The following is an 18810-nucleotide window of genomic DNA, read 5'->3' as shown; positions in this document are numbered from 1 at the left end:
TATGGCAGAAAATAATACTTCAGGTTCAGTTTCAACTAATCAAGGCGGAGAAAACCTAAGGGAGGACGCTAAAGAGATTAAAGAAAAGGCAAGAACTTTTCTAAGCAGGTTACTGGATATTCGTGAGGATACAGACAGGGAATCTACAGTAGAGGCAGTACAGAAGGATATCTCTTTCAAGGGGCACAATGCCTGGATCCTGATCTTTTCTATTTTTGTTGCTTCTATAGGTCTTAATGTAAGCAGTACGGCAGTAGTAATAGGTGCCATGCTTATTTCCCCTTTAATGGGTCCTATTGTGGGTATTGGGATGGCCATTGCTATTAACGATGTAGATACCTTGAGACGATCGTTCGTGAATCTTGGTATTATGGTAGTACTAAGTGTGCTTACCGCAACGGTATACTTCTTTATTTCCCCGGTTAAAAATGAAACTCCAGAGCTGGTTGCCAGAACCTATCCTACCATACTTGATGTTTTGGTCGCTATTTTTGGTGGCCTGGCGTTGATTGTTGCCAAAACTAAAAAAGGTACAATAGCCAGTGTGATCCTGGGGGTTGCGATTGCTACTGCACTTATGCCGCCACTTTGTACCGTTGGATACGGGCTGGCAAATGCAAAATGGGAATTTTCTCTTGGAGCGCTTTATCTATTTTCTATCAATGCTGTCTTTATTGCCTTGTCCACTTTCGTGGTTTGTAAACTATTAGGATTTCCGCTGGTAAAATATGCAAATAGCAAAAGAAGACGAAAAATTGCCCAGATAGCATCCACCGTTGCCATCATTGTGATGATACCTAGTGTTATCTTATTTGTAAAGTTATTACGGGAGCAGGTTTTTCAGAGCAAGGCGACAGAATTTATTGAAAATATAGTTCAGTATTCCGGTGCAGAAACGCTTAAAACTACAAGTGATTTTAAATCACGAACCATAGATGTTTATATGATTGGGAATACCATACCTGCAGCTACCATTACTACCTGGCAGGAACGACTGGGTGAGATAGAGGCCTTGAAGGAGGCTAGTCTTATTATCCACCAGGGTAATGATCAAACTCAGGATATAAGCAGGATTTCAAGTGAACTGAGAAGCGGAATTCTGGAAGACCTGTATGTGAAAAACCAGGAGGTGCTTCAGGATAAAGATAAGCGTATTGAGCTTTTAGAGTCTGAACTTTCTAAATACAGGGGAGACGATTTTTCCTTTGCAAACCTGAGCAAGGAAGCGAAAATTAATTATGAAAACATTGAAGAGATAGGCTATTCCAATCTGATAACGACCAATTTTCAAAAGCAGGATACCATTCCAACATTTACCATTACCTGGGATTCCAAATTAAGAAAAGCAGAGTTAGCTGCTCAACAACAGAAATTCGAACAATGGATAAAGCTCAGGTTGAATCTTGATACTTTGTCTATCAAGAACGTGCGTTAGTTAAATCCCTTTTTGCTGGGCGATACGAACTTTCTGGAAGAGATTAGAGGAATACACAAAATCTGTTACCGTCTTATCTTCAGTCTGGAAGATCTCATCTTTTGTGCCTTTCCAGGCCAGAACTCCTTCTTTTAAAAAGGCGATACGTTCACCTATTTCCAGTACAGAATTCATATCATGGGTAATTAATACCGTGGTAATATCATTTTCGTGGGTAAGTTCCTGGATAAGATTATCTATCACGGTAGCCGTTTGAGGATCGAGGCCGGAGTTAGGTTCATCACAAAAAAGATATTTAGGCTTATTAACTATAGCCCTGGCAATAGCTACCCTCTTCTGCATTCCCCCGCTTATTTCTGAAGGCATTTTATTTCCTGTTCCTTCGAGGTTTACTCTTTCCAGAACTTCATGAACCCTGGTTAGCATTTCCTTTCTTCTTTGTTTAGTGAACATCGTTAGGGGAAACATGACGTTTTCTTCAACTGTCATGGAATCAAAAAGAGCTCCTCCCTGGAAAAGCATTCCCATTTCGGTTCTTAGTTCCCTTTGTTCTTCGTCGGAAAGATTGGAGTAAGGTTTTCCATCATATTCAATAGTACCTTTATCAGCTTTGAAAAGACCGAGCATACATTTCAGAAAAACACTTTTTCCTGATCCTGACTGACCGATGATCAGATTTGTCTTGCCACGCTCGAAGGTATAATTAATACCTTTCAGGACTTCCTGATCATCAAACGATTTATATAGATTATTTACCTGTATCATCCCTTAGCTTAATAAAAGTTGGGTAACTATATAGTTAGTTACGATTAGAACCACACTTGTCCATACAAAAGAGGTAGTGGAAGCCTCACCTACTTCCAGTGCTCCACCTTTCATATAATAACCGTGATAAGCCGGCACTGTTGCCAGGATAAAGGCGAATAAGAAAGTCTTTATAAAAGCATAGGTAAGGTGAAAACCATTGAAATCATCCTGCAATCCGGTAATAAATTGATCTGTGGTTACAAATCCACCCAGTACCGCAGCACAAAAAGCTCCGGTTATTCCCAGAAACATGGATATGGCAATTACAAAAGGATAGGTAAGCATGGCGATAATCTTGGGAAAGATGAGGTAGTTCTTTGAATTAATACCCATTACTTCCAAAGCGTCGATCTGCTCTGTTACTCTCATAGACCCGATACTGGAAGTGATAAAAGATCCAACCTTTCCAGCCATGATAATCGAAATAAAAGTAGGAGCAAATTCCAGGATCACAGATTGTCTGGCGGCATAAGCTACCAGGGATTTAGGAATAAGAGGGTTGTTGAGGTTTAATGCCGTTTGAATGGCTACTACCGCTCCAATAAAAAAGGATAGAAAAGCGACGATCCCCATGGATCCCATGATCAATTCATTAATTTCCTTTAAAATGAGATTTCTTAGAACTGAACCTTTAGTCATTCGTCCAAAAACTCCCTTAAGCATTAAAAAATATTCCCCAATGGAGTGCAGGTAGGTCATCAATTGAATTTTGAAAAGCTAAAATACTAAAATTATGCTCTAAAGTATTTAAGGCTTAATTAAACTTTAGCGTTTGAAGTTTAGTATTTTTGAGGATAAATAAAAATAGAATTTAATGAAAAGGTTGATATTAGCTTTCTTTTTGCTTTTAACGCTCACGCCTGCCAGCGCTCAACTTGTTGATGAGAAGCCGAAACTGGTGGTTGGTATTGTAGTAGATCAAATGAGATATGATTATTTGACCCGTTTCTGGGGTCAGTACGGGCAAAATGGTTTCAAAAGACTTGTCAATAACGGATTTGTTTTCAAGAACAATCATTTTAACTATGTTCCCACATATACCGGTCCCGGGCATGCGTCTGTTTTTACCGGCGCTACTCCAGAAAATCACGGGATCATAAGCAACAGCTGGTATAATAAGTTTGAAGATAAATTTGTGTATTGTACAGGTGATGAGTCATTCAAGTCTGTAGGAACCAGCACCAGGGCCGGGGAAATGTCCCCTAATAGGATGTTGTCTACTACCTTTGGTGATGAGAACAGGCTCCATACACAAATGAAAGGCAAGACCATAGGTATAGCTCTCAAGGATCGCGGGGCAATTTTACCTGCCGGTCATTCGGCCAATGCAGCCTATTGGTTCGTTGGCGGGTCTGAAGCCAACTGGATAAGCAGTACTTATTACATCGACGAACTACCAAAATGGGTGCAGGATTTCAATGCTTCAGAAAAGGCAGAATCTTACCTCAAAACCTGGGCGCCTTTAAAGAATATCGACGGCTATATTGAAAGTGGGAATGATATAAATGAATTTGAAGGTGGTTTTAATGGTATGGAGACAGCATCCTTTCCTTACGACCTTAAAAAACTGGCTCCCCAGAACGGCCAATATGAACTCATAAAAGCAACTCCTTTTGGTAATGATCTTACGGCAGAATTTGCCAAAGCTGCTATTAAAGGAGAATCTTTGGGAAAGGATGATATAACCGATGTGCTTACCCTTAGTTTTTCAAGTACAGATTATGTAGGGCATAATTTTGGAGTAAATTCTAAAGAAGCTCAGGATACCTATCTAAGACTGGATTTGGCAATAGGTGATTTCCTTACCTATTTGGATCAGACTGTGGGAGAGGGAGAGTACCTTGTCTTTCTAACTGCAGATCATGGAGCTGTTGAGGTGCCGTCATATTTAAAATCAAAAAAAATTCCGGCGGGGTATTTCAGTGATTCAGACTTAATTACCAGGCTAAATCAGCAAGTTGTGCGGGAGTTCAAAGCAGGGGACCTTATCGCCAATGTTTCTAATGGCCAGGTGTTTTTCAATTATGATGAGATTTTAAGAAGGAATATAAATGCTTCAGAGTTACAAACAAAAGTTGCGCATTTTTTATTGCAGCAAGACCATGTTTCCAGAACTTTTACCAGGGACCAGTTACAAACCGGATCTTATAATGAAGGTATAGCCAGCCTGATTGAAAATGGATTTAATCAGAAACGCAGTGGTGATGTAGTTTATGTAACAGAACCTGGATTTATTGTATATCCTGAAACCGGAACAACTCATGGAAGCGGCTTTTCTTATGATACTCATGTTCCGCTTATTTTCTTTGGTAAAGGAATAAAAAAAGGAAGTACTTACGAATACAGTACAATTCCCGATATCGCACCCACTATCTCTGCGATGCTGGGGATCTCTTTTCCTAATGCTGCCACCGGGAAACCTTTAAAAAGCGTGCTGGAAAAATAAAGTTAAACGAATTTCTTCCGAATATTCGCCCAGCGTAATTTTCTTATGAAACGGCCTTCTTCTTCAGAAACAAGAAAAGGTCGTTTTTTCTTTTTTGCCCTGAAATAACCCGAAACGTAGTGTAAAAAAGCGAATGGATTCATTTTCATGAAAGCCAGCTTCGCCGAAGCGATAAGACTCAAGGTCGTACCGTATCTCAACCTGTAAAAAGCTTCCCCCTGTTTATATCCGGAATGTTCGAAATAGCTGATACCTGTGGGTCTGAGGTGCTTTACAAGCAATGATTCATCAGTAATGACTTTCCATCCATGATATCTTGCCAGAAGTTCATCTGCAGTATCCCAACCCATTGCCGGTTTTAATTCTCCAATCTGTATGAAACAATGTTTCCGGTATGCTTTTAGCGCACCCCTAATATGGTCCTTTCCCGTAAGGTTTTCGGGAGCCCATTTGTCGTTCTTCTTAATACTGCAAAAACCTCCAACCATACCTGCCTTGGGGTCCTCTCTAAAATGTGATGATATTCTTTCCAGATAATTTTCAGGAAAAATAAGATCTGCATCAAACTTACAAATGATATCGTAATCATGCTCGAGTTCATAATATCCCTTATAAAAGGCGTTGATTACCTTGCTGCCTGGTGCATGTTCATTTGAAGAGTTATTTTGTACCAGAGAAATAAAGGGATATTGCCTGGTGAATTCCTTCACAACCTCTGCAGTATTATCTGTAGAACTGTCATCTACTACTACAATTTGGTTAGGCAGAAAAGTTTGTTTAACCAGAGAGTTAAGCGTCTTGCCTATAAATTTAGCTTCATTGTGGGCGGGAATGACGATATCTATTTTCAATGCAGGCTAGGTTAACAGTGAAAGGCTAAGATAAAATTTTAACGAAAAAGAGCTACTTCCTTTCGGCGTAAACTGCGTAATAGCGAGGAGTGAATTTCCTTAAAATAGGCCTGATCCCGATTTTATTGACCGGGTTCGTCCATTTAAGGGATTTTTTAATTTCCCATCCGGTTTTTTCAAAGAGCCAATCAAATTGCCAGTCTTCAAATTCATGGTAATGCCGGTCCCATTTATCGGTTTTGCTTCGGTAGGCAGATGCGAACCATAATTTTAAAGGTACGCTGGCGACTATTTTGTCTGCCTGTATTTCTTTTAAGATATTATAGGGAGCAAGAAGATGTTCAAATATTTCGAATGCTGTTACCAGGTCATAGGACTTATTTCTAACCGCTGAAAAATCTTCATCCAGATCTTCACCTGAAGTATTGGTCACCTCATATCCATGCTCTTTCATGATCCTGGAAAATGGATTTTCCACACCCAGGTCCAAAATTCTGGCCGGTGGAGGAGCAACATCTTTTAAAAATTCTAAGGTTTTCTGATAGCGTTTTTCAGGAAAGCTGTTTTCGTACATGTTTAGATCTGGTAAGTGATCGCATTTATATTCATACCTGCACCAACACTGGCGAACATAACTACATCTCCTTTTTCCAGTTTCTGTCCTTTTATTTTCCCCCTGGTAACGAGATCGAACAAAGTAGGAACGGTGGCAACGCTGCTGTTACCCAATTCATGAATGGTCATTGGCATAACATCTTCTGGCGGGGTCATTCCATGTAACTTGTAAAAACGCTGAATTATAGCATGATCCATTTTTTCATTTGCCTGGTGGATAAATACCTTTTTTAGATCCTTAATAGATTTGCCGCTATTTTCAAGACATTCTTTCATTGCTTTGGGCACATTGATCAAGGCGAATTCATAGATCTTTCTGCCGTGCATTTTGATATATTTTACCTCTTCCGGAGCATTGTTATGATTAGATTTTCCGAAGTAGATATATTCAGATTCCTGGAAAGAATAGGTTGCAGATTCAAAAGATAAGATCCCAGTTTCCTCATCATTTGCTTCCAGAATAATAGCACCGGCTCCGTCTGAAAAGATCATGGAATCCCGGTCATGTTTGTCCACAACCCTCGATAAAGCTTCTGCACCAATTACAAGACATTTTTTAGCCATTCCCGCTTTAATAAATGCCTGGGCCTGGATCATACCTTCGATCCATCCGGGACATCCAAAAAGAAGATCATATCCTACACATTTAGGATTTTTGATTCTTAGATGTGATTTTACCCTGGTAGCAAGACTTGGCACGGTATCACTCTGGATAGAGTTAGATTTCACGTCTCCATAATTATGTGCTACTATAATATAATCTAAAGTTTCCGGGTCTATTCCTGAACTTTCGATCGCTTTTTGACTCGCAATCACAGCGATATCTGAAGTGTTTAGATTTTCATCTAAATACCGCCTTTCCTCAATCCCGGTAATAGCTTTGAATTTTCGAATTGTAGTTTCGTTATCATGTGGAAAATTGGAACCGTCGAGATTAAAAAACTCATGTTGGTCAAAGTCAGCATTCTTGGTAATAACATTTGGAATATAACTGCCCGTTCCCGTGATTTTACAATTCATTTGGCGCTTTTATTAATAAAGGTTACAATTTAAATAAATACAATTAATGACCTATAAAAATTCATAGATTTTTGGTCGAAAAAAAACCTGCCAACTGACAGGTTTTAATTCTTAAACCTTTATTTTGTTTAGACTTCAGCATATTCTTCAGTAGGAGGGCAGGTACACATAAGGTTTCTGTCACCGTATGCTTCGTCTACTCTACGTACACTTGGCCAGAATTTATTGTCATGCAAGTGGCTTAATGGGTAAGCTGCCTTTTCACGTGAATAAGGAAGTTTCCATTCGTCTGATGTAAGCATATGTATAGTATGCGGAGCGTTCTTAAGAACATTATTTGGCTCATCTGGAGTACACTCGTCTATTTCCTCTCGTATGGAGATCAAAGCATCACAAAAACGATCAAGCTCAGGTTTACTTTCACTTTCTGTAGGTTCGATCATCATCGTTCCGGCTACCGGGAAAGAAACTGTAGGTGCATGGAAACCATAATCTATCAATCTTTTTGCAATATCGGTAACTTCAATGCCCTGTTCTTTAAAGGGCCTGCAGTCTATGATCATTTCATGGGCTGCGCGACCTCTTTCTCCTGAATAAAGAGTTTTATAATGACCTTTTAATCTTTCTTTGATATAATTGGCGTTTAAAATAGCATATTCTGTAGACTTTTGAAGTCCACCCGTCCCCAGCATTTTTATATATCCGTAAGAAATTAGACAGACAAGGGCAGACCCCCAGGGAGCAGAAGAAATAGCTCCAATTGCATTTTCCCCACCGGTAGGTATGACCGGGTTACCCGGTAAAAATGGTTTAAGCTGTTCTGCTACACAAATAGGACCTACTCCGGGACCACCTCCACCATGTGGGATTGCAAAAGTCTTATGTAAATTCAGGTGACAAACGTCAGCTCCAATTCTTCCGGGATTGGTCAAACCAACCTGTGCGTTCATATTGGCGCCATCCATATATACCTGGCCTCCGTTTTCGTGGATAAGATCTGTGATCTCACGAATAGCAGATTCAAATACTCCATGGGTCGAAGGATAAGTTACCATCAGAGCAGCAAGATTATCCTTGTGTTTTAATGCTTTCTCCCTTAGATCGTCAACATCGATGTTTCCATTTTCAGAAGCTTTGGTAACCACTACTTTCATACCGGCCATAACTGCAGATGCAGGGTTGGTACCGTGGGCAGAAGAAGGAATGAGACATACATTCCTATGGCCTTCACCATTTGCCTCGTGATAAGCTCTAATCACCATTAACCCGGCATATTCTCCCTGCGCTCCTGAATTTGGTTGTAATGAAGTTCCTGAAAATCCGGTAATCTCGGTTAGCTGATGCTCTAATTCTTTTAATACTGTTTGATATCCTTCTGCCTGATCTACAGGAACGAACGGATGCAGATTTCCCCATTGTGGATTACTCAAGGGAAGCATTTCTGATGCAGCGTTCAGCTTCATTGTACAAGAACCTAAAGAAATCATGGAGTGATTCAAAGAAAGATCCTTCCGCTCTAGTTTTTTAATATATCGCATCAACTCAGTTTCTGAATGATACAAATTGAAAACTTCATGAGTCAGGAAATCTGTTTTTCTCTGAATAGCTTCTGGTATAGCAGATCTTTCTGAAAGAGTTTTGATCTCAGATTGATTTTTACCTGCAAGTTCAGTAAAAACAGCCACGATGGCATTTAAATCATCAATGGTAGTAGTTTCATTTATAGAGATACAGGCACTTTCTGTATCAGGGTAAAAGAAATTAATCTCATTTCTTTCGGCGATCTCTTTCAATTTCGCAGCGTCTGCCTGGATATGAAGAGTGTCAAAGTAAGCTGAATTAAGCTGTTTAAAACCTAAAGCTTCTAATTGCTCCTCAAGGGTAACTGCAGATGCATGAACAGTATTGGCTATATATTCCAGTCCTTTGGGACCATGATAGACGGCATACATTCCAGCCATCACTGCCAGCAGTACCTGTGCGGTACATATATTTGATGTGGCCTTGTCTCTTTTTATATGTTGCTCTCTTGTTTGCAGAGCCATTCTTAGCGCGTTGTTACCATCAAGATCTTTGGTAAGGCCAATTATCCTGCCTGGAAGGGTACGCTTATAATCTTCTTTAGTGGCAAAAAATGCTGCGTGCGGACCTCCGTAACCTAGAGGGATACCAAAGCGCTGGGTGGTACCTACTACGACATCCACACCTAATTCTCCAGGTGCCTGCAATTTTACCAGGCTAAGGATATCTGCGGCAACGGCAGTTTTTATATTAGCATTTTTACAGTTTTCAACGAATTGAGCATAGTCAAAAACCTGCCCGAATTTCCCTGGATATTGAACTAATACACCAAAATAATCTTCAGAAAAATTAAATTCCTGGTGATCACCTACTACGAGGTCTATACCAAGGAATTTAGCCCTGGTTTCCATCAAAGAAATAGTTTGAGGAAGAACCTGTTGAGAAACAAAAAACTTATTTACGTCATCTTTCTTCTGCTTTCGGTCTCTTACCGCATGTAGCAAAGCCATAGCTTCTGCAGCGGCAGTGGATTCATCCAGAAGAGATGCATTGGCGATCTCCATTCCTGTGAGGTCGCTAACCATGGTTTGAAAATTTAGTAAAGCCTCCAGCCTTCCCTGGGCAATTTCTGCCTGGTAAGGAGTATAAGCAGTATACCACCCCGGGTTTTCCAGGATATTTCTTTGGATAACCGCAGGTAATATTGCCTGGTGATATCCTAAACCTATATAGGTTTTATATACTTTATTCTTTTCAGAAAGCTTTTTGATATGCTCAGCATATTGATTTTCGCTCATAGCTCCCGGGAGGTTCAAAGGATTTTGCAGGCGAATATCATCGGGAAGGGTCTCGTAAATTAATTGCTCTATAGACTCAACACCGATAGTATCAAGCATTTCCTGTAGATTTTCTGCTTTAGGACCTATGTGACGTAATGCGAAAGAATCTGTTCTCATTAAAATAGATAGTTGTGTTTTTCGTGTTGCGAAAATACATAAATTCAATCTAATTTTTTAGGGTTTAGGACTCTACAGTTGTTAAGATTTTTCTGCCTGAATTCTCTCTGTATTTTTATATGTAATTTCGTGGGATGAAGTATTTCAGAAATGCTTTAGATTTATATATAAACAGCAGCCTCCACGTTTCCCTCGCGGTAGTTGCCTTCACTTTGATCACCTTTCTGGAACATGATTTAAGTTTTGATCTGGACCTTATATTTTTCATCTTTTTTGCCTCCATTACCGGTTACAATTTTGTAAAATATGCCGGTATTGCAAAACTTCATCACCTAAGCCTGGCCAAAAATCTGAGACTAATCCAGATTTTCTCTATGTTGTGTTTTTTTGCTATGCTTTATTTCTGCTTTAAACTTAAAATAGAAGTTATTATTGCTACGGGAATTCTGGGATTATTTACCTTATTATATTCATTGCCGGTATTTGGTCAGGAAAAAAACCTGAGAAGCCTTCCCGGAATTAAAATTTTTATCATAGCCCTGGTGTGGGCCGGGAGCACGGTTTTTTTGCCCTTAATCAATGTTGAGAAATTCTTAGGTATAGATCTGATCGTGGATTTCATTCAGCGGTTAATTCTGGTCATTGTACTAACGCTTCCTTTTGAAATAAGAGATCTTAATTATGACGATGAGAGCCTGGGCACCATTCCGCAACGAATAGGAGTATCCCAAACCAAGGTTTTTGGAAGTATTCTTTTACTATTAATTTTTTCTTCGGAATTATTTCAGAAAAACTTTAGCTCTGTAGAATTTTCAGCACTCTTTGTGGTGCTGATTATATCTGGTTTATTACTTTGGAATTCAGATAGAGACCAGGGGAAGTATTTTGCCTCATTCTGGGTTGAAGCTCTTCCTATACTGTACCTGGGGATATTTCTTATGTTTGAGATCTATCTTCAGCAAATTCTTTTTTGATTTCCTCACGCCACTGTTGCTTATTTTCTTCGGGGCAGATTTCGATTTTGGATTGCTTAACCAGGTGAGTAAGTTTTGAATTTTTGGCTGATATTTTTCTACAGGTTTTACAGATCGCCAGATGCATCATTAGCTTAGCTTTCTCCAGTAAACTCGCTTCTTCATATTGAGATTTGTTGCAGCATTCTGCCGCATAGGAACAGTCAATAAAAAAAAACTTAATTTTTCCACTCATAATTAAAACCAATTTTTTTCCAGACAGGCGGCTAAAGCTGTTCTGGCCCTGTGTATAATGACCCAAAGGTTAGACGGCGTGATATTGAATTCATTACAGATAGCTTCTGTATCCACCCCGTCAATTGTTTTTCTTTTGAAAATTTGAGCATGCTTTTCGTTAATGCTGTCCAGGCAATCTAATATCGCCAGACCCAGTTCGCGGTTCTCCATTTCATCTTCTGCCGTCTTATCAAACTGGTCTGCCACCTGTTCTTCTAACCATTCTCCTTCATTATAATCATCAGAGTAATTGATCTTAACTTCCGCTCTGCCTTTCCGGCTATTGATTTTGCGATAGTAATCAATGATCTTTCTTTTTAATATCGAAATAAGCCAGGTTCTTTCACTAGCCTCTCCTTTAAAATATTTAGCCGATTTAAGGGCTGCCAGGAAAGTTTCTGAAATCAGATCGTTGGCAACCTCACGATTGTTAACACGAACGATCGTATAGTTAAAGAGGTAGTCTGAATATCTGTCGACCCATTTATTGGGATCGAGGTTGTTGGCTGGCATTGTCTGGATATCAACGATTCTACTCAAAAATAGCAAAAGAATATATAGCAAAAGTTATAGAAAAGATAAGATTTCCCTATAAGCCTAAGTATATCAACTATTTTGAGATCAAACCGGCTCTTCTCAGCAATGCCTCCGGCTGAGGTTCCTTGCCTCGAAATCTTTTGTATAACTCCATAGGATGTTCTGTGCCTCCTTTAGACAATATATTTTCTCTGAATTTATCTGCAATGTCTTTACTAAAGATCCCATGCTCGGTAAAATACTCGAAAGTATCTGCGTCCAGAACTTCAGCCCATTTATAAGAATAATAGCCTGCAGAATATCCTCCCTGGAAAATATGAGAGAAGGCAGTGCTCATACAGTTGGACTCAACATCGGGAAAAAGTTTTGTTGGTTCAAAAGCCTTTGTCTCATGAGTCTTTACATCGGTAATATTGGTTGGGTCACCTGCATGCCAGCTAAGATCAAGCATCCCAAAACTCAATTGTCTTAAGGTCGCCATTCCCTCAAGAAAATTGGCAGATTCCTTTATTTTGTCTATATATTCCTGCGGTATCGCCTCACCGGTTTTATAATGTCTGGCAAATAATTGCAGCGATTCTTTTTCGTAACACCAGTTTTCTAAAACCTGACTTGGTAATTCAACAAAGTCCCAGTACACATTTGCACCAGATAAACTTGGATAAGTTGTGTTCGCCAGCATACCATGCAATGCATGTCCAAATTCGTGGAACAGGGTTGTAACTTCATTGAAAGTTAATAAGGAGGGTTCTTTTTCGGTAGGTTTGGTGAAGTTACAAACTATAGATATATGAGGACGTTCGTTTATTCCATCCTGTCTATATTGTTGCTTATAAATTGTCATCCAGGCTCCATCACGTTTACCGGGGCGGGGATGGAAATCGGCATAAAATAAAGCCACATTATCTCCCGTCTCGCTGGTAACCTGAAAGGTCTTCACATCGGGATGATATTTATCTATATGATCTACCTCTTTAAAGTTTAAACCATATAGCTTGCGGGCAACGGTAAAAACACCATCGACCACATTTTCCAGTTTAAAGTATGGTTTTAATTTTTCGTCGTCGAGATTAAATAACTTTTGTTTTAATTTTTCGCCATAATATGCAGAATCCCATTTTTGAAGTTGATCTATACCTTCCAGTTCCTTAGCAAAAATTTCCAGTTCTTTAAATTCTTTTTCTGCCGCTGGCCTTGCCTTTTCAAGCATTTCATTTAAAAATGAATCTACCTTTTCAGGAGTTTCTGCCATTCTTTCTTCCAGGACAAAATGGGCATGAGACTCAAATCCAAGTAATTTTGCTCTCTGGTATCTCAGATTCGCTATCTCCAGAACATTTTGCCGGTTATCTAATTCGTCACCGTTAAAACCTCTTGAGCCAAAAGCAAGAGAAATTTCCTTCCTGAGTTCTCTGTCCCTGGCATATTTCATAAAAGGAATGTAGCTGGGATATTCCAGGGTGAAGATCCAGCCTTCTTTTTCCTTAGATCTGGCTATAGATTTTGCTTCATCTTTAAAAGATTCTGGTAAGCCTTCCAGTCTGCTTTCATCTGTTACCAGTAATTCATAGCGATTGGTTTCCGCAAGAACATTTTCACCGAATTTCAATTTCAGCCGGGATAATTTTTTATCGATTTCCCTAAGCTCTGCCTGCTTGTCTTCTGCAAGGTTTGCACCATTGCGGGTAAAGGCTTTATATTTTTTTTCGAGGAGGGTATTTTGTTCCTGGTTTAAATTAAATGAATCTCTTTTTTCAAAAACCGTTTGAATCCTCTCGAATAGTTCCTTATTCAGGATAACGTCATTTTTGAATTCAGAAAGAATAGGGGATACCTCCTGGGCGATATTCTGAATTTCTTCATTGGTTTCCGCCGAATTTATGTTGAAAAATATACTCGTGATCCTATCCAGTTTTTTGCCTGAGTATTCCAATGCCTCAACCGTATTGGAGAACGTAGGTTTCTCTTTGGAACTAACAATATTCTCAATTTCCTCTTTCGCCAGCTCCACTGCTTTTAGAATCGCAGGTTTGTAATCTGCGGTTCTAATTTTTGAAAATGGAGCGTATTCAAACTCTGCTAATAATATATTCTGAGATTCCATATAAGGTTTTCAATTAACGCTATTGGTAAAAAATATGAGCGTAGATATACGATTAAATGATTTTTTAACTAAATTGCCGATGTGTTAATAAGAAAATTAACTAATAATTCACAAAAAAATAAAAGAAAGTAGTTTACAAAGTTCTGGTTTTATATTTAGAATGGTTAATAAATAATAAGTACAGATAAACGAAGTTTACTACTCTAAGGCCGCATCAGCGGCCTTTTTACTTTTTCAGGGATTTAGCTCCTTCAATGACTTTTTGCTTCAGTCCTTCTTTATATACAAGTATTTTATCCAATACGCACTTGTCTGAAGAGCCAATGATCTGTGCCGCGAGTATTCCAGCATTTTTAGCGCCATCCAGCGCGACCGTAGCTACAGGGACGCCTCCGGGCATTTGCAAAATAGAAAGTACAGAGTCCCAGCCGTCAATAGAATTTCTTGATTTCACCGGAACTCCAATAACCGGAAGCGGAGACATTGAAGCAACCATTCCTGGTAAATGTGCAGCTCCACCTGCACCGGCAATTATTACCTGGATGCCTTTTTCATGAGCTGTTTTGCTAAAATCAAAAAGTTTTTCAGGGGTACGATGTGCCGAGACTATATCTACTTCCACTTCAATATCAAATCCTTTAAGAATTTCGATAGCTTCCTGCATTACTGGCAAATCACTCGTACTTCCCATTATAACAGCTACTTTTCCCATGCTATTTATTTTTGCTTATTACTTTAATACTGTTTTTAACCTTTTCAGCGATTTTTCTAGCCCTGGCCAGATCCTTGTCTACAATAGTCACATGTCCCATTTTTCTAAAAGGCCTGGTGATCTTTTTTCCATAAATGTGTGGAGTAACTCCATCCATTTTCATGATTTCTTCAATATTCTCATATAATACCTCTCCTTCGTGATCTTTATCACCAACCAAATTTACCATTATTCCGCCTACTTTACTGTCTGTGTTACCAAGGGGAAGATCCAGGATGGCCCTGATTTGTTGTTCGAATTGATTGGTGTAAGAGGCCTCTATACTATAGTGCCCACTATTATGCGGTCTTGGCGCTACCTCGTTGATAAGGATCTTATCGTCTTCTGTCTGGAACATTTCAACGGCAAGTAATCCCACGTGCTGAAAAGCTTCGGAAACCTTTTCTGCCAGGCTTCTTGCTTTTCCAGCGATCTCTTCATTTATCCTGGCGGGGCAAATTACATATTCCACCTGGTTGGCAGTAGGATGGAATTCCATTTCTACAACCGGGTAGGTTTTAACTTCCCCTGAAGGATTTCTGGCTACAATAACTGCAAGTTCATTCTTAAAAGGAATTAATTTCTCAGCGATACATTCTCCATTGCTTAATTTATTTAGGTCTCCTTCCTTCCTTATTACCGAAACCCCTTTCCCATCGTATCCTCCGGTTGCACTTTTCCAGACAAAAGGGATTTTTACAGCTCCTGCTGAAACCGCGGTTTTGAGGTCCTCTAAATTTTGAAATACCTCAAAATCTGCCGTGGGTAAATTGTGTTGCCTGTAGAATTTTTTTTGAACAGCCTTATTCTGAATCTTTTCCAGGGTACTTGCAGCAGGGTAAGTTTTTATTCCTTCAGCTTCAAGTTGCTTGAGCGCTTTAATATTTACCCCTTCAATTTCAAAGGTGACCACGTTTGCCCTCCGGCCAAAATTCAGAACAGTATCATAATCCATCAGGTCTCCCTGTTCAAAATAATTGCAGGATATCTTACTGGGAGCTTCAGCACTGGGATCCAGTACCAGGGTTTGTATGTCATATTTCCTGGTTTCATACAACATCATTTTTCCTAATTGCCCGCCACCAAGAATAGCAAGTTTAAAGTCTGAAGAGAAATAGTTTACCATAAATTCAATAGCCTTTTCGCAAAAATAACTTATTCGGAATTCCTGCCATACATATTCAGTAAGAAATCGGGCTGTTGGGCTTATAGAGATTCCTTATCTTTGCCACTTAAAATTCCTCAATTTTGGTAAAACTACATGATCTTGAATTCGAGCCATATATTTCTGAAGAGGAAATCACTCGGGCGATAGAGAGAATTTCAGAAGAATTAAATGAAGAATATGCAGGCCAGAAGCCTGTGTTCATAGGCGTGCTCAATGGTTCTTTTATGTTCGCTTCAGAAATCATCAAGAGATTTAAAAGTGATTGCGAGGTTAGTTTTGTGAAAATGGGTTCCTATGAGGGTACTCAAACTACAGGCAATGTAAAGACGCTGGTAGGACTGAATCAGGATCTCAAGGGCAGGCAGGTTGTTTTACTGGAAGATATCGTGGATACCGGGAACACATTGGTTGAGATAGACCAGATCTTAAGAAAAGCTGGAGTGGCTGGCTATAAAGTAGCTACCTTATTTTATAAGCCTGAAGCTTACAAAAAAGATATTCCGGTCCAGATTAAAGGAATTGAAATTCCGAATAAATTTATTGTGGGATTTGGACTGGACTATGATGGTTTAGGCCGTAATCTTACGCAGGTATATAAACGCAAAGAAAAAACAATGACAAACTTAGTATTGTTTGGTCCTCCGGGCGCAGGCAAAGGTACTCAGGCAACAATTCTCAAAGACAAGTATAATCTTATTCATATTTCCACCGGAGATGTCTTCAGGTTCAATATTAAAAATCAAACCCCTTTAGGTTTAAGTGCGAAATCCTATATAGATAAAGGTCAGCTGGTGCCAGATGAGGTTACTATCAATATGCTGAATGCTGAGGTTGAAAAGAATGAAGGAGCTAATGGTTTCATTTTTGACGGATTTCCCAGAACCGAGGCGCAGGCGGAGGCTTTAAGTAAATACCTTGAATCTAAAGGAACTGAGGTTCATGCTATGATCGCACTCGAGGTTGAAGACGAGATCCTTGTGGAACGATTACTGGAAAGAGGTAAAACCTCTGGAAGACCAGACGATGCAGATGAGACGGTAATTAGGAACCGCATCAAAGTATATTATAATGAAACTGCCATCCTGAAGAACTATTATCAAAAGCAGGATAAGTATTACGGGGTTGATGGTGTTGGCAGTATTAAGGAGATCACAGAGCGACTTAGTGATGTGATCGACGAATTAATGAAATAAATTAAGAAATGACTGAAGGGAATTTTGTTGACTATGTGAAAATTCATGTTTTTTCCGGAAAAGGAGGGAAGGGCTCTGCTCATCTACACCGGGAAAAATATATTACAAAAGGTGGACCAGATGGTGGAGATGGCGGCCGTGGAGGCCATGTAATTGTAAAGGGTAACAAAAATCTTTGGACATTATTTCATTTAAAGTTCAAGCGCCACGTAAAAGCCGAACATGGCGGTAACGGGAGTAAGCAAAGAAGTTCTGGGTCTCAGGGAGCAGATGAGTATATCGAAGTTCCTTTAGGGACGGTAATTCGTGATTCTGAAACCAACGAGATCATCAAGGAGATCACCGAAGATGGGCAGGAATTCATCGTTGCAGAAGGTGGTAAAGGTGGCTTAGGGAACTGGCATTTTAAAAGTTCCACCAATCAAACCCCGCGTTATGCCCAGCCGGGTATAGATGGGCAGCAGGTGGATATCACTTTAGAATTAAAAGTTCTAGCCGATGTAGGTTTGGTTGGGTTTCCCAATGCCGGGAAATCTACATTACTTTCGGTAATTACTGCTGCGAAACCAAAGATCGCTAACTATGAATTTACTACGCTGAAACCTAATCTGGGCATCGTGGAATATCGTGATTTCAAAACATTCGTGGTGGCAGATATTCCTGGTATAATAGAAGGTGCAGCAGAGGGTAAAGGTCTTGGGCACAGATTCCTGCGGCATATAGAACGAAACTCTACTTTACTGTTCCTTATTCCTGCAGATGCGAAAGATATTAAAAAGCAATATGACATCCTTCTGGATGAATTGAAACGATATAATCCTGAACTAATGGATAAGGACCGGCTTATTGCGATCTCAAAAAGCGATCTCTTAGATGAGGAACTTAGAGCAGAAATGAAACAGGAACTCGATAAAGAGTTTGAGCTGCCATATATTTTTATTTCTTCTGTAGCCCAGATGGGGATTACAGAACTTAAAGACAAGTTGTGGCAAATGCTGAATAAAGAGCCTGTTTAAATCCTGTTAAACCTATAAATTTCCGAACTGATTTTGCTTATTTTTAGTAAAACTCAGTTTATGAAATTCTCCAGATATCTTATTTTATTTATATTCATTACTGCTTGTAATTCACCACGGGCAGTATATGACTATGATCAAAATGTAAATTTTGAGCAATATAGTACCTATGCTATTTTTCCTGAACTTCAAACAGGTTTAAGCCAGCTTGATGAATCCAGACTTTTAGAAAGTGTTAGGTCAGGCTTTCAGCAGAAAGGTTTAGAGTCTACAGATCAACCAGGCCTCTTTTTAAATCTATATACAGAAAGATTTGAACAGGATAACCGAAACAGGCTTGGAGTTGGTATAGGTGGTGGTGGAGGTAATGTTGGGGTTGGTGTATCAGGTGGCGTTCCTATAGGTCAAATGGATACATACATAAGGCTTACCTTCGATCTTATTGACGTCAAGAACGATAAGCTGGTATGGCAGGCGATAGTAGAAGGTCCTTTTGATCTCAATGCTAAACCTGAGCAAAGAAAAATGTTTTTCGACAAAATTGTAGCTAAAGCTTTAGAAAAGTATCCGCCTGAAAATTAAAAGTCAGAATTTTAGAAATAAAAAAAGCCCCGCTATTTGCGGGGCTTTTTATTAGTG

At 39.4% G+C, this 18810-nt stretch carries 17 protein-coding genes; 6 read left to right on the top strand and 11 right to left on the bottom strand.

What is annotated here, in order from left to right:
• The first annotated feature begins 1 nt into the window (after window position 1).
• Entirely contained in the window at window positions 2-1435 is a 1434-nt protein-coding gene (locus tag FGM01_RS10060) for a DUF389 domain-containing protein (RefSeq protein WP_143411030.1), read from the top strand.
• Here FGM01_RS10060 and FGM01_RS10055 read toward each other — a convergent pair whose 3' ends face one another.
• Both FGM01_RS10055 and FGM01_RS10050 read right to left on the bottom strand, forming a co-directional pair.
• Complete coding sequence (locus FGM01_RS10055) at window positions 1436-2200, bottom strand: ABC transporter ATP-binding protein (RefSeq protein ID WP_143411029.1); 765 nt, start codon at window positions 2198-2200, stop codon at window positions 1436-1438.
• A 3-nt stretch (window positions 2201-2203) separates the two neighbouring features.
• On the bottom strand, window positions 2204-2941 hold the full coding sequence (locus tag FGM01_RS10050; protein WP_143411028.1) for an MlaE family ABC transporter permease: 738 nt from the start codon (window positions 2939-2941) through the stop codon (window positions 2204-2206).
• 115 nt (window positions 2942-3056) lie between these two features.
• Between FGM01_RS10050 and pafA the strand changes: the two genes are divergently transcribed.
• Window positions 3057-4688 carry an alkaline phosphatase PafA gene (gene pafA, locus FGM01_RS10045; protein WP_143411027.1) on the top strand — a complete coding sequence of 544 codons (1632 nt, stop codon included), beginning with the start codon at window positions 3057-3059 and terminating at the stop codon, window positions 4686-4688.
• 2 nt (window positions 4689-4690) lie between these two features.
• Here pafA and FGM01_RS10040 read toward each other — a convergent pair whose 3' ends face one another.
• From FGM01_RS10040 to gcvP, 4 genes are all read right to left on the bottom strand, one after another.
• A complete protein-coding gene (locus FGM01_RS10040) occupies window positions 4691-5539 on the bottom strand; it encodes a glycosyltransferase family 2 protein (RefSeq protein WP_143411026.1) in 849 nt (282 codons plus the stop codon).
• A gap of 52 nt (window positions 5540-5591) precedes the next feature.
• Complete coding sequence (locus tag FGM01_RS10035; protein ID WP_143411025.1) at window positions 5592-6113, bottom strand: class I SAM-dependent methyltransferase; 522 nt, start codon at window positions 6111-6113, stop codon at window positions 5592-5594.
• Between the two features lie 2 nt (window positions 6114-6115).
• Complete coding sequence (locus FGM01_RS10030) at window positions 6116-7174, bottom strand: 3-oxoacyl-ACP synthase III family protein (protein WP_143411024.1); 1059 nt, start codon at window positions 7172-7174, stop codon at window positions 6116-6118.
• A gap of 128 nt (window positions 7175-7302) precedes the next feature.
• Window positions 7303-10152 carry an aminomethyl-transferring glycine dehydrogenase gene (gene gcvP, locus FGM01_RS10025; protein ID WP_143411023.1) on the bottom strand — a complete coding sequence of 950 codons (2850 nt, stop codon included), beginning with the start codon at window positions 10150-10152 and terminating at the stop codon, window positions 7303-7305.
• Window positions 10153-10286: 134 nt separating this feature from the next.
• Between gcvP and FGM01_RS10020 the strand changes: the two genes are divergently transcribed.
• Window positions 10287-11126 (top strand): UbiA prenyltransferase family protein, encoded by an 840-nt coding sequence (locus FGM01_RS10020; protein ID WP_143411022.1) that lies wholly within the window; start codon window positions 10287-10289, stop codon window positions 11124-11126.
• On the opposite strand, the gene FGM01_RS10015 is transcribed toward FGM01_RS10020, so the two are convergent.
• The 5 genes from FGM01_RS10015 to FGM01_RS09995 form a co-directional block, all read right to left on the bottom strand.
• Window positions 11089-11361, bottom strand: coding sequence for a hypothetical protein (locus FGM01_RS10015; RefSeq protein ID WP_143411021.1), 273 nt, complete (start codon window positions 11359-11361; stop codon window positions 11089-11091). The genes FGM01_RS10020 and FGM01_RS10015 overlap by 38 nt on opposite strands.
• Before the next feature lie 2 nt (window positions 11362-11363).
• Window positions 11364-11915, bottom strand: a complete 552-nt coding sequence (locus tag FGM01_RS10010; protein ID WP_143411065.1) for a sigma-70 family RNA polymerase sigma factor — start codon at window positions 11913-11915, stop codon at window positions 11364-11366.
• Window positions 11916-12012: 97 nt separating this feature from the next.
• The gene (locus FGM01_RS10005) at window positions 12013-14043 is read right to left on the bottom strand and encodes a M3 family metallopeptidase (protein ID WP_143411020.1); all 2031 of its coding nucleotides are present in this window, start codon (window positions 14041-14043) and stop codon (window positions 12013-12015) included.
• 226 nt (window positions 14044-14269) lie between these two features.
• A complete protein-coding gene (gene purE, locus FGM01_RS10000; protein ID WP_143411019.1) occupies window positions 14270-14755 on the bottom strand; it encodes a 5-(carboxyamino)imidazole ribonucleotide mutase in 486 nt (161 codons plus the stop codon).
• Window position 14756: 1 nt separating this feature from the next.
• Window positions 14757-15920: a 5-(carboxyamino)imidazole ribonucleotide synthase gene (locus FGM01_RS09995; RefSeq protein WP_143411018.1), complete on the bottom strand. Its 1164-nt coding sequence runs from the start codon at window positions 15918-15920 to the stop codon at window positions 14757-14759.
• A 122-nt stretch (window positions 15921-16042) separates the two neighbouring features.
• Between FGM01_RS09995 and FGM01_RS09990 the strand changes: the two genes are divergently transcribed.
• Genes FGM01_RS09990 through FGM01_RS09980 form a run of 3 tightly spaced genes read left to right on the top strand, consistent with a single transcriptional unit; the run spans window position 16043 to window position 18753 of the window.
• Window positions 16043-17155, top strand: coding sequence for an adenylate kinase (locus tag FGM01_RS09990; RefSeq protein ID WP_143411017.1), 1113 nt, complete (start codon window positions 16043-16045; stop codon window positions 17153-17155).
• 8 nt (window positions 17156-17163) lie between these two features.
• Window positions 17164-18171 carry a GTPase ObgE gene (gene obgE / locus FGM01_RS09985; protein WP_143411016.1) on the top strand — a complete coding sequence of 336 codons (1008 nt, stop codon included), beginning with the start codon at window positions 17164-17166 and terminating at the stop codon, window positions 18169-18171.
• 60 nt (window positions 18172-18231) lie between these two features.
• Complete coding sequence (locus FGM01_RS09980) at window positions 18232-18753, top strand: DUF4136 domain-containing protein (RefSeq protein WP_143411015.1); 522 nt, start codon at window positions 18232-18234, stop codon at window positions 18751-18753.
• The last annotated feature ends 57 nt before the right edge of the window (window positions 18754-18810 follow it).

Source organism: Christiangramia sabulilitoris (genome assembly GCF_007050985.1).
GTDB classification, from domain to species: domain Bacteria; phylum Bacteroidota; class Bacteroidia; order Flavobacteriales; family Flavobacteriaceae; genus Christiangramia; species Christiangramia sabulilitoris.
Note: the sequence above shows the minus strand (reverse complement) of the source record. Positions and strands in the feature narration are given on the sequence as shown.

Bases quoted from the DNA above. Each gene is read 5' to 3' on its own strand.
- obgE (WP_143411016.1), top strand. From the start codon at position 17,164: ATGACTGAAGGGAATTTTGTTGACTATGTGAAAATTCATGTTTTTTCC.
- FGM01_RS10020 (WP_143411022.1), top strand. From the start codon at position 10,287: ATGAAGTATTTCAGAAATGCTTTAGATTTATATATAAACAGCAGCCTC.
- FGM01_RS10055 (WP_143411029.1), bottom strand. From the start codon at position 2,200: ATGATACAGGTAAATAATCTATATAAATCGTTTGATGATCAGGAAGTC.
- gcvP (WP_143411023.1), bottom strand. From the start codon at position 10,152: ATGAGAACAGATTCTTTCGCATTACGTCACATAGGTCCTAAAGCAGAA.
- FGM01_RS10005 (WP_143411020.1), bottom strand. From the start codon at position 14,043: ATGGAATCTCAGAATATATTATTAGCAGAGTTTGAATACGCTCCATTT.
- FGM01_RS10010 (WP_143411065.1), bottom strand. From the start codon at position 11,915: ATGCCAGCCAACAACCTCGATCCCAATAAATGGGTCGACAGATATTCA.
- FGM01_RS10035 (WP_143411025.1), bottom strand. From the start codon at position 6,113: ATGTACGAAAACAGCTTTCCTGAAAAACGCTATCAGAAAACCTTAGAA.
- purE (WP_143411019.1), bottom strand. From the start codon at position 14,755: ATGGGAAAAGTAGCTGTTATAATGGGAAGTACGAGTGATTTGCCAGTA.
- FGM01_RS09995 (WP_143411018.1), bottom strand. From the start codon at position 15,920: ATGGTAAACTATTTCTCTTCAGACTTTAAACTTGCTATTCTTGGTGGC.
- pafA (WP_143411027.1), top strand. From the start codon at position 3,057: ATGAAAAGGTTGATATTAGCTTTCTTTTTGCTTTTAACGCTCACGCCT.
- FGM01_RS10015 (WP_143411021.1), bottom strand. From the start codon at position 11,361: ATGAGTGGAAAAATTAAGTTTTTTTTTATTGACTGTTCCTATGCGGCA.
- FGM01_RS10030 (WP_143411024.1), bottom strand. From the start codon at position 7,174: ATGAATTGTAAAATCACGGGAACGGGCAGTTATATTCCAAATGTTATT.
- FGM01_RS10050 (WP_143411028.1), bottom strand. From the start codon at position 2,941: ATGACCTACCTGCACTCCATTGGGGAATATTTTTTAATGCTTAAGGGA.
- FGM01_RS09980 (WP_143411015.1), top strand. From the start codon at position 18,232: ATGAAATTCTCCAGATATCTTATTTTATTTATATTCATTACTGCTTGT.
- FGM01_RS10060 (WP_143411030.1), top strand. From the start codon at position 2: ATGGCAGAAAATAATACTTCAGGTTCAGTTTCAACTAATCAAGGCGGA.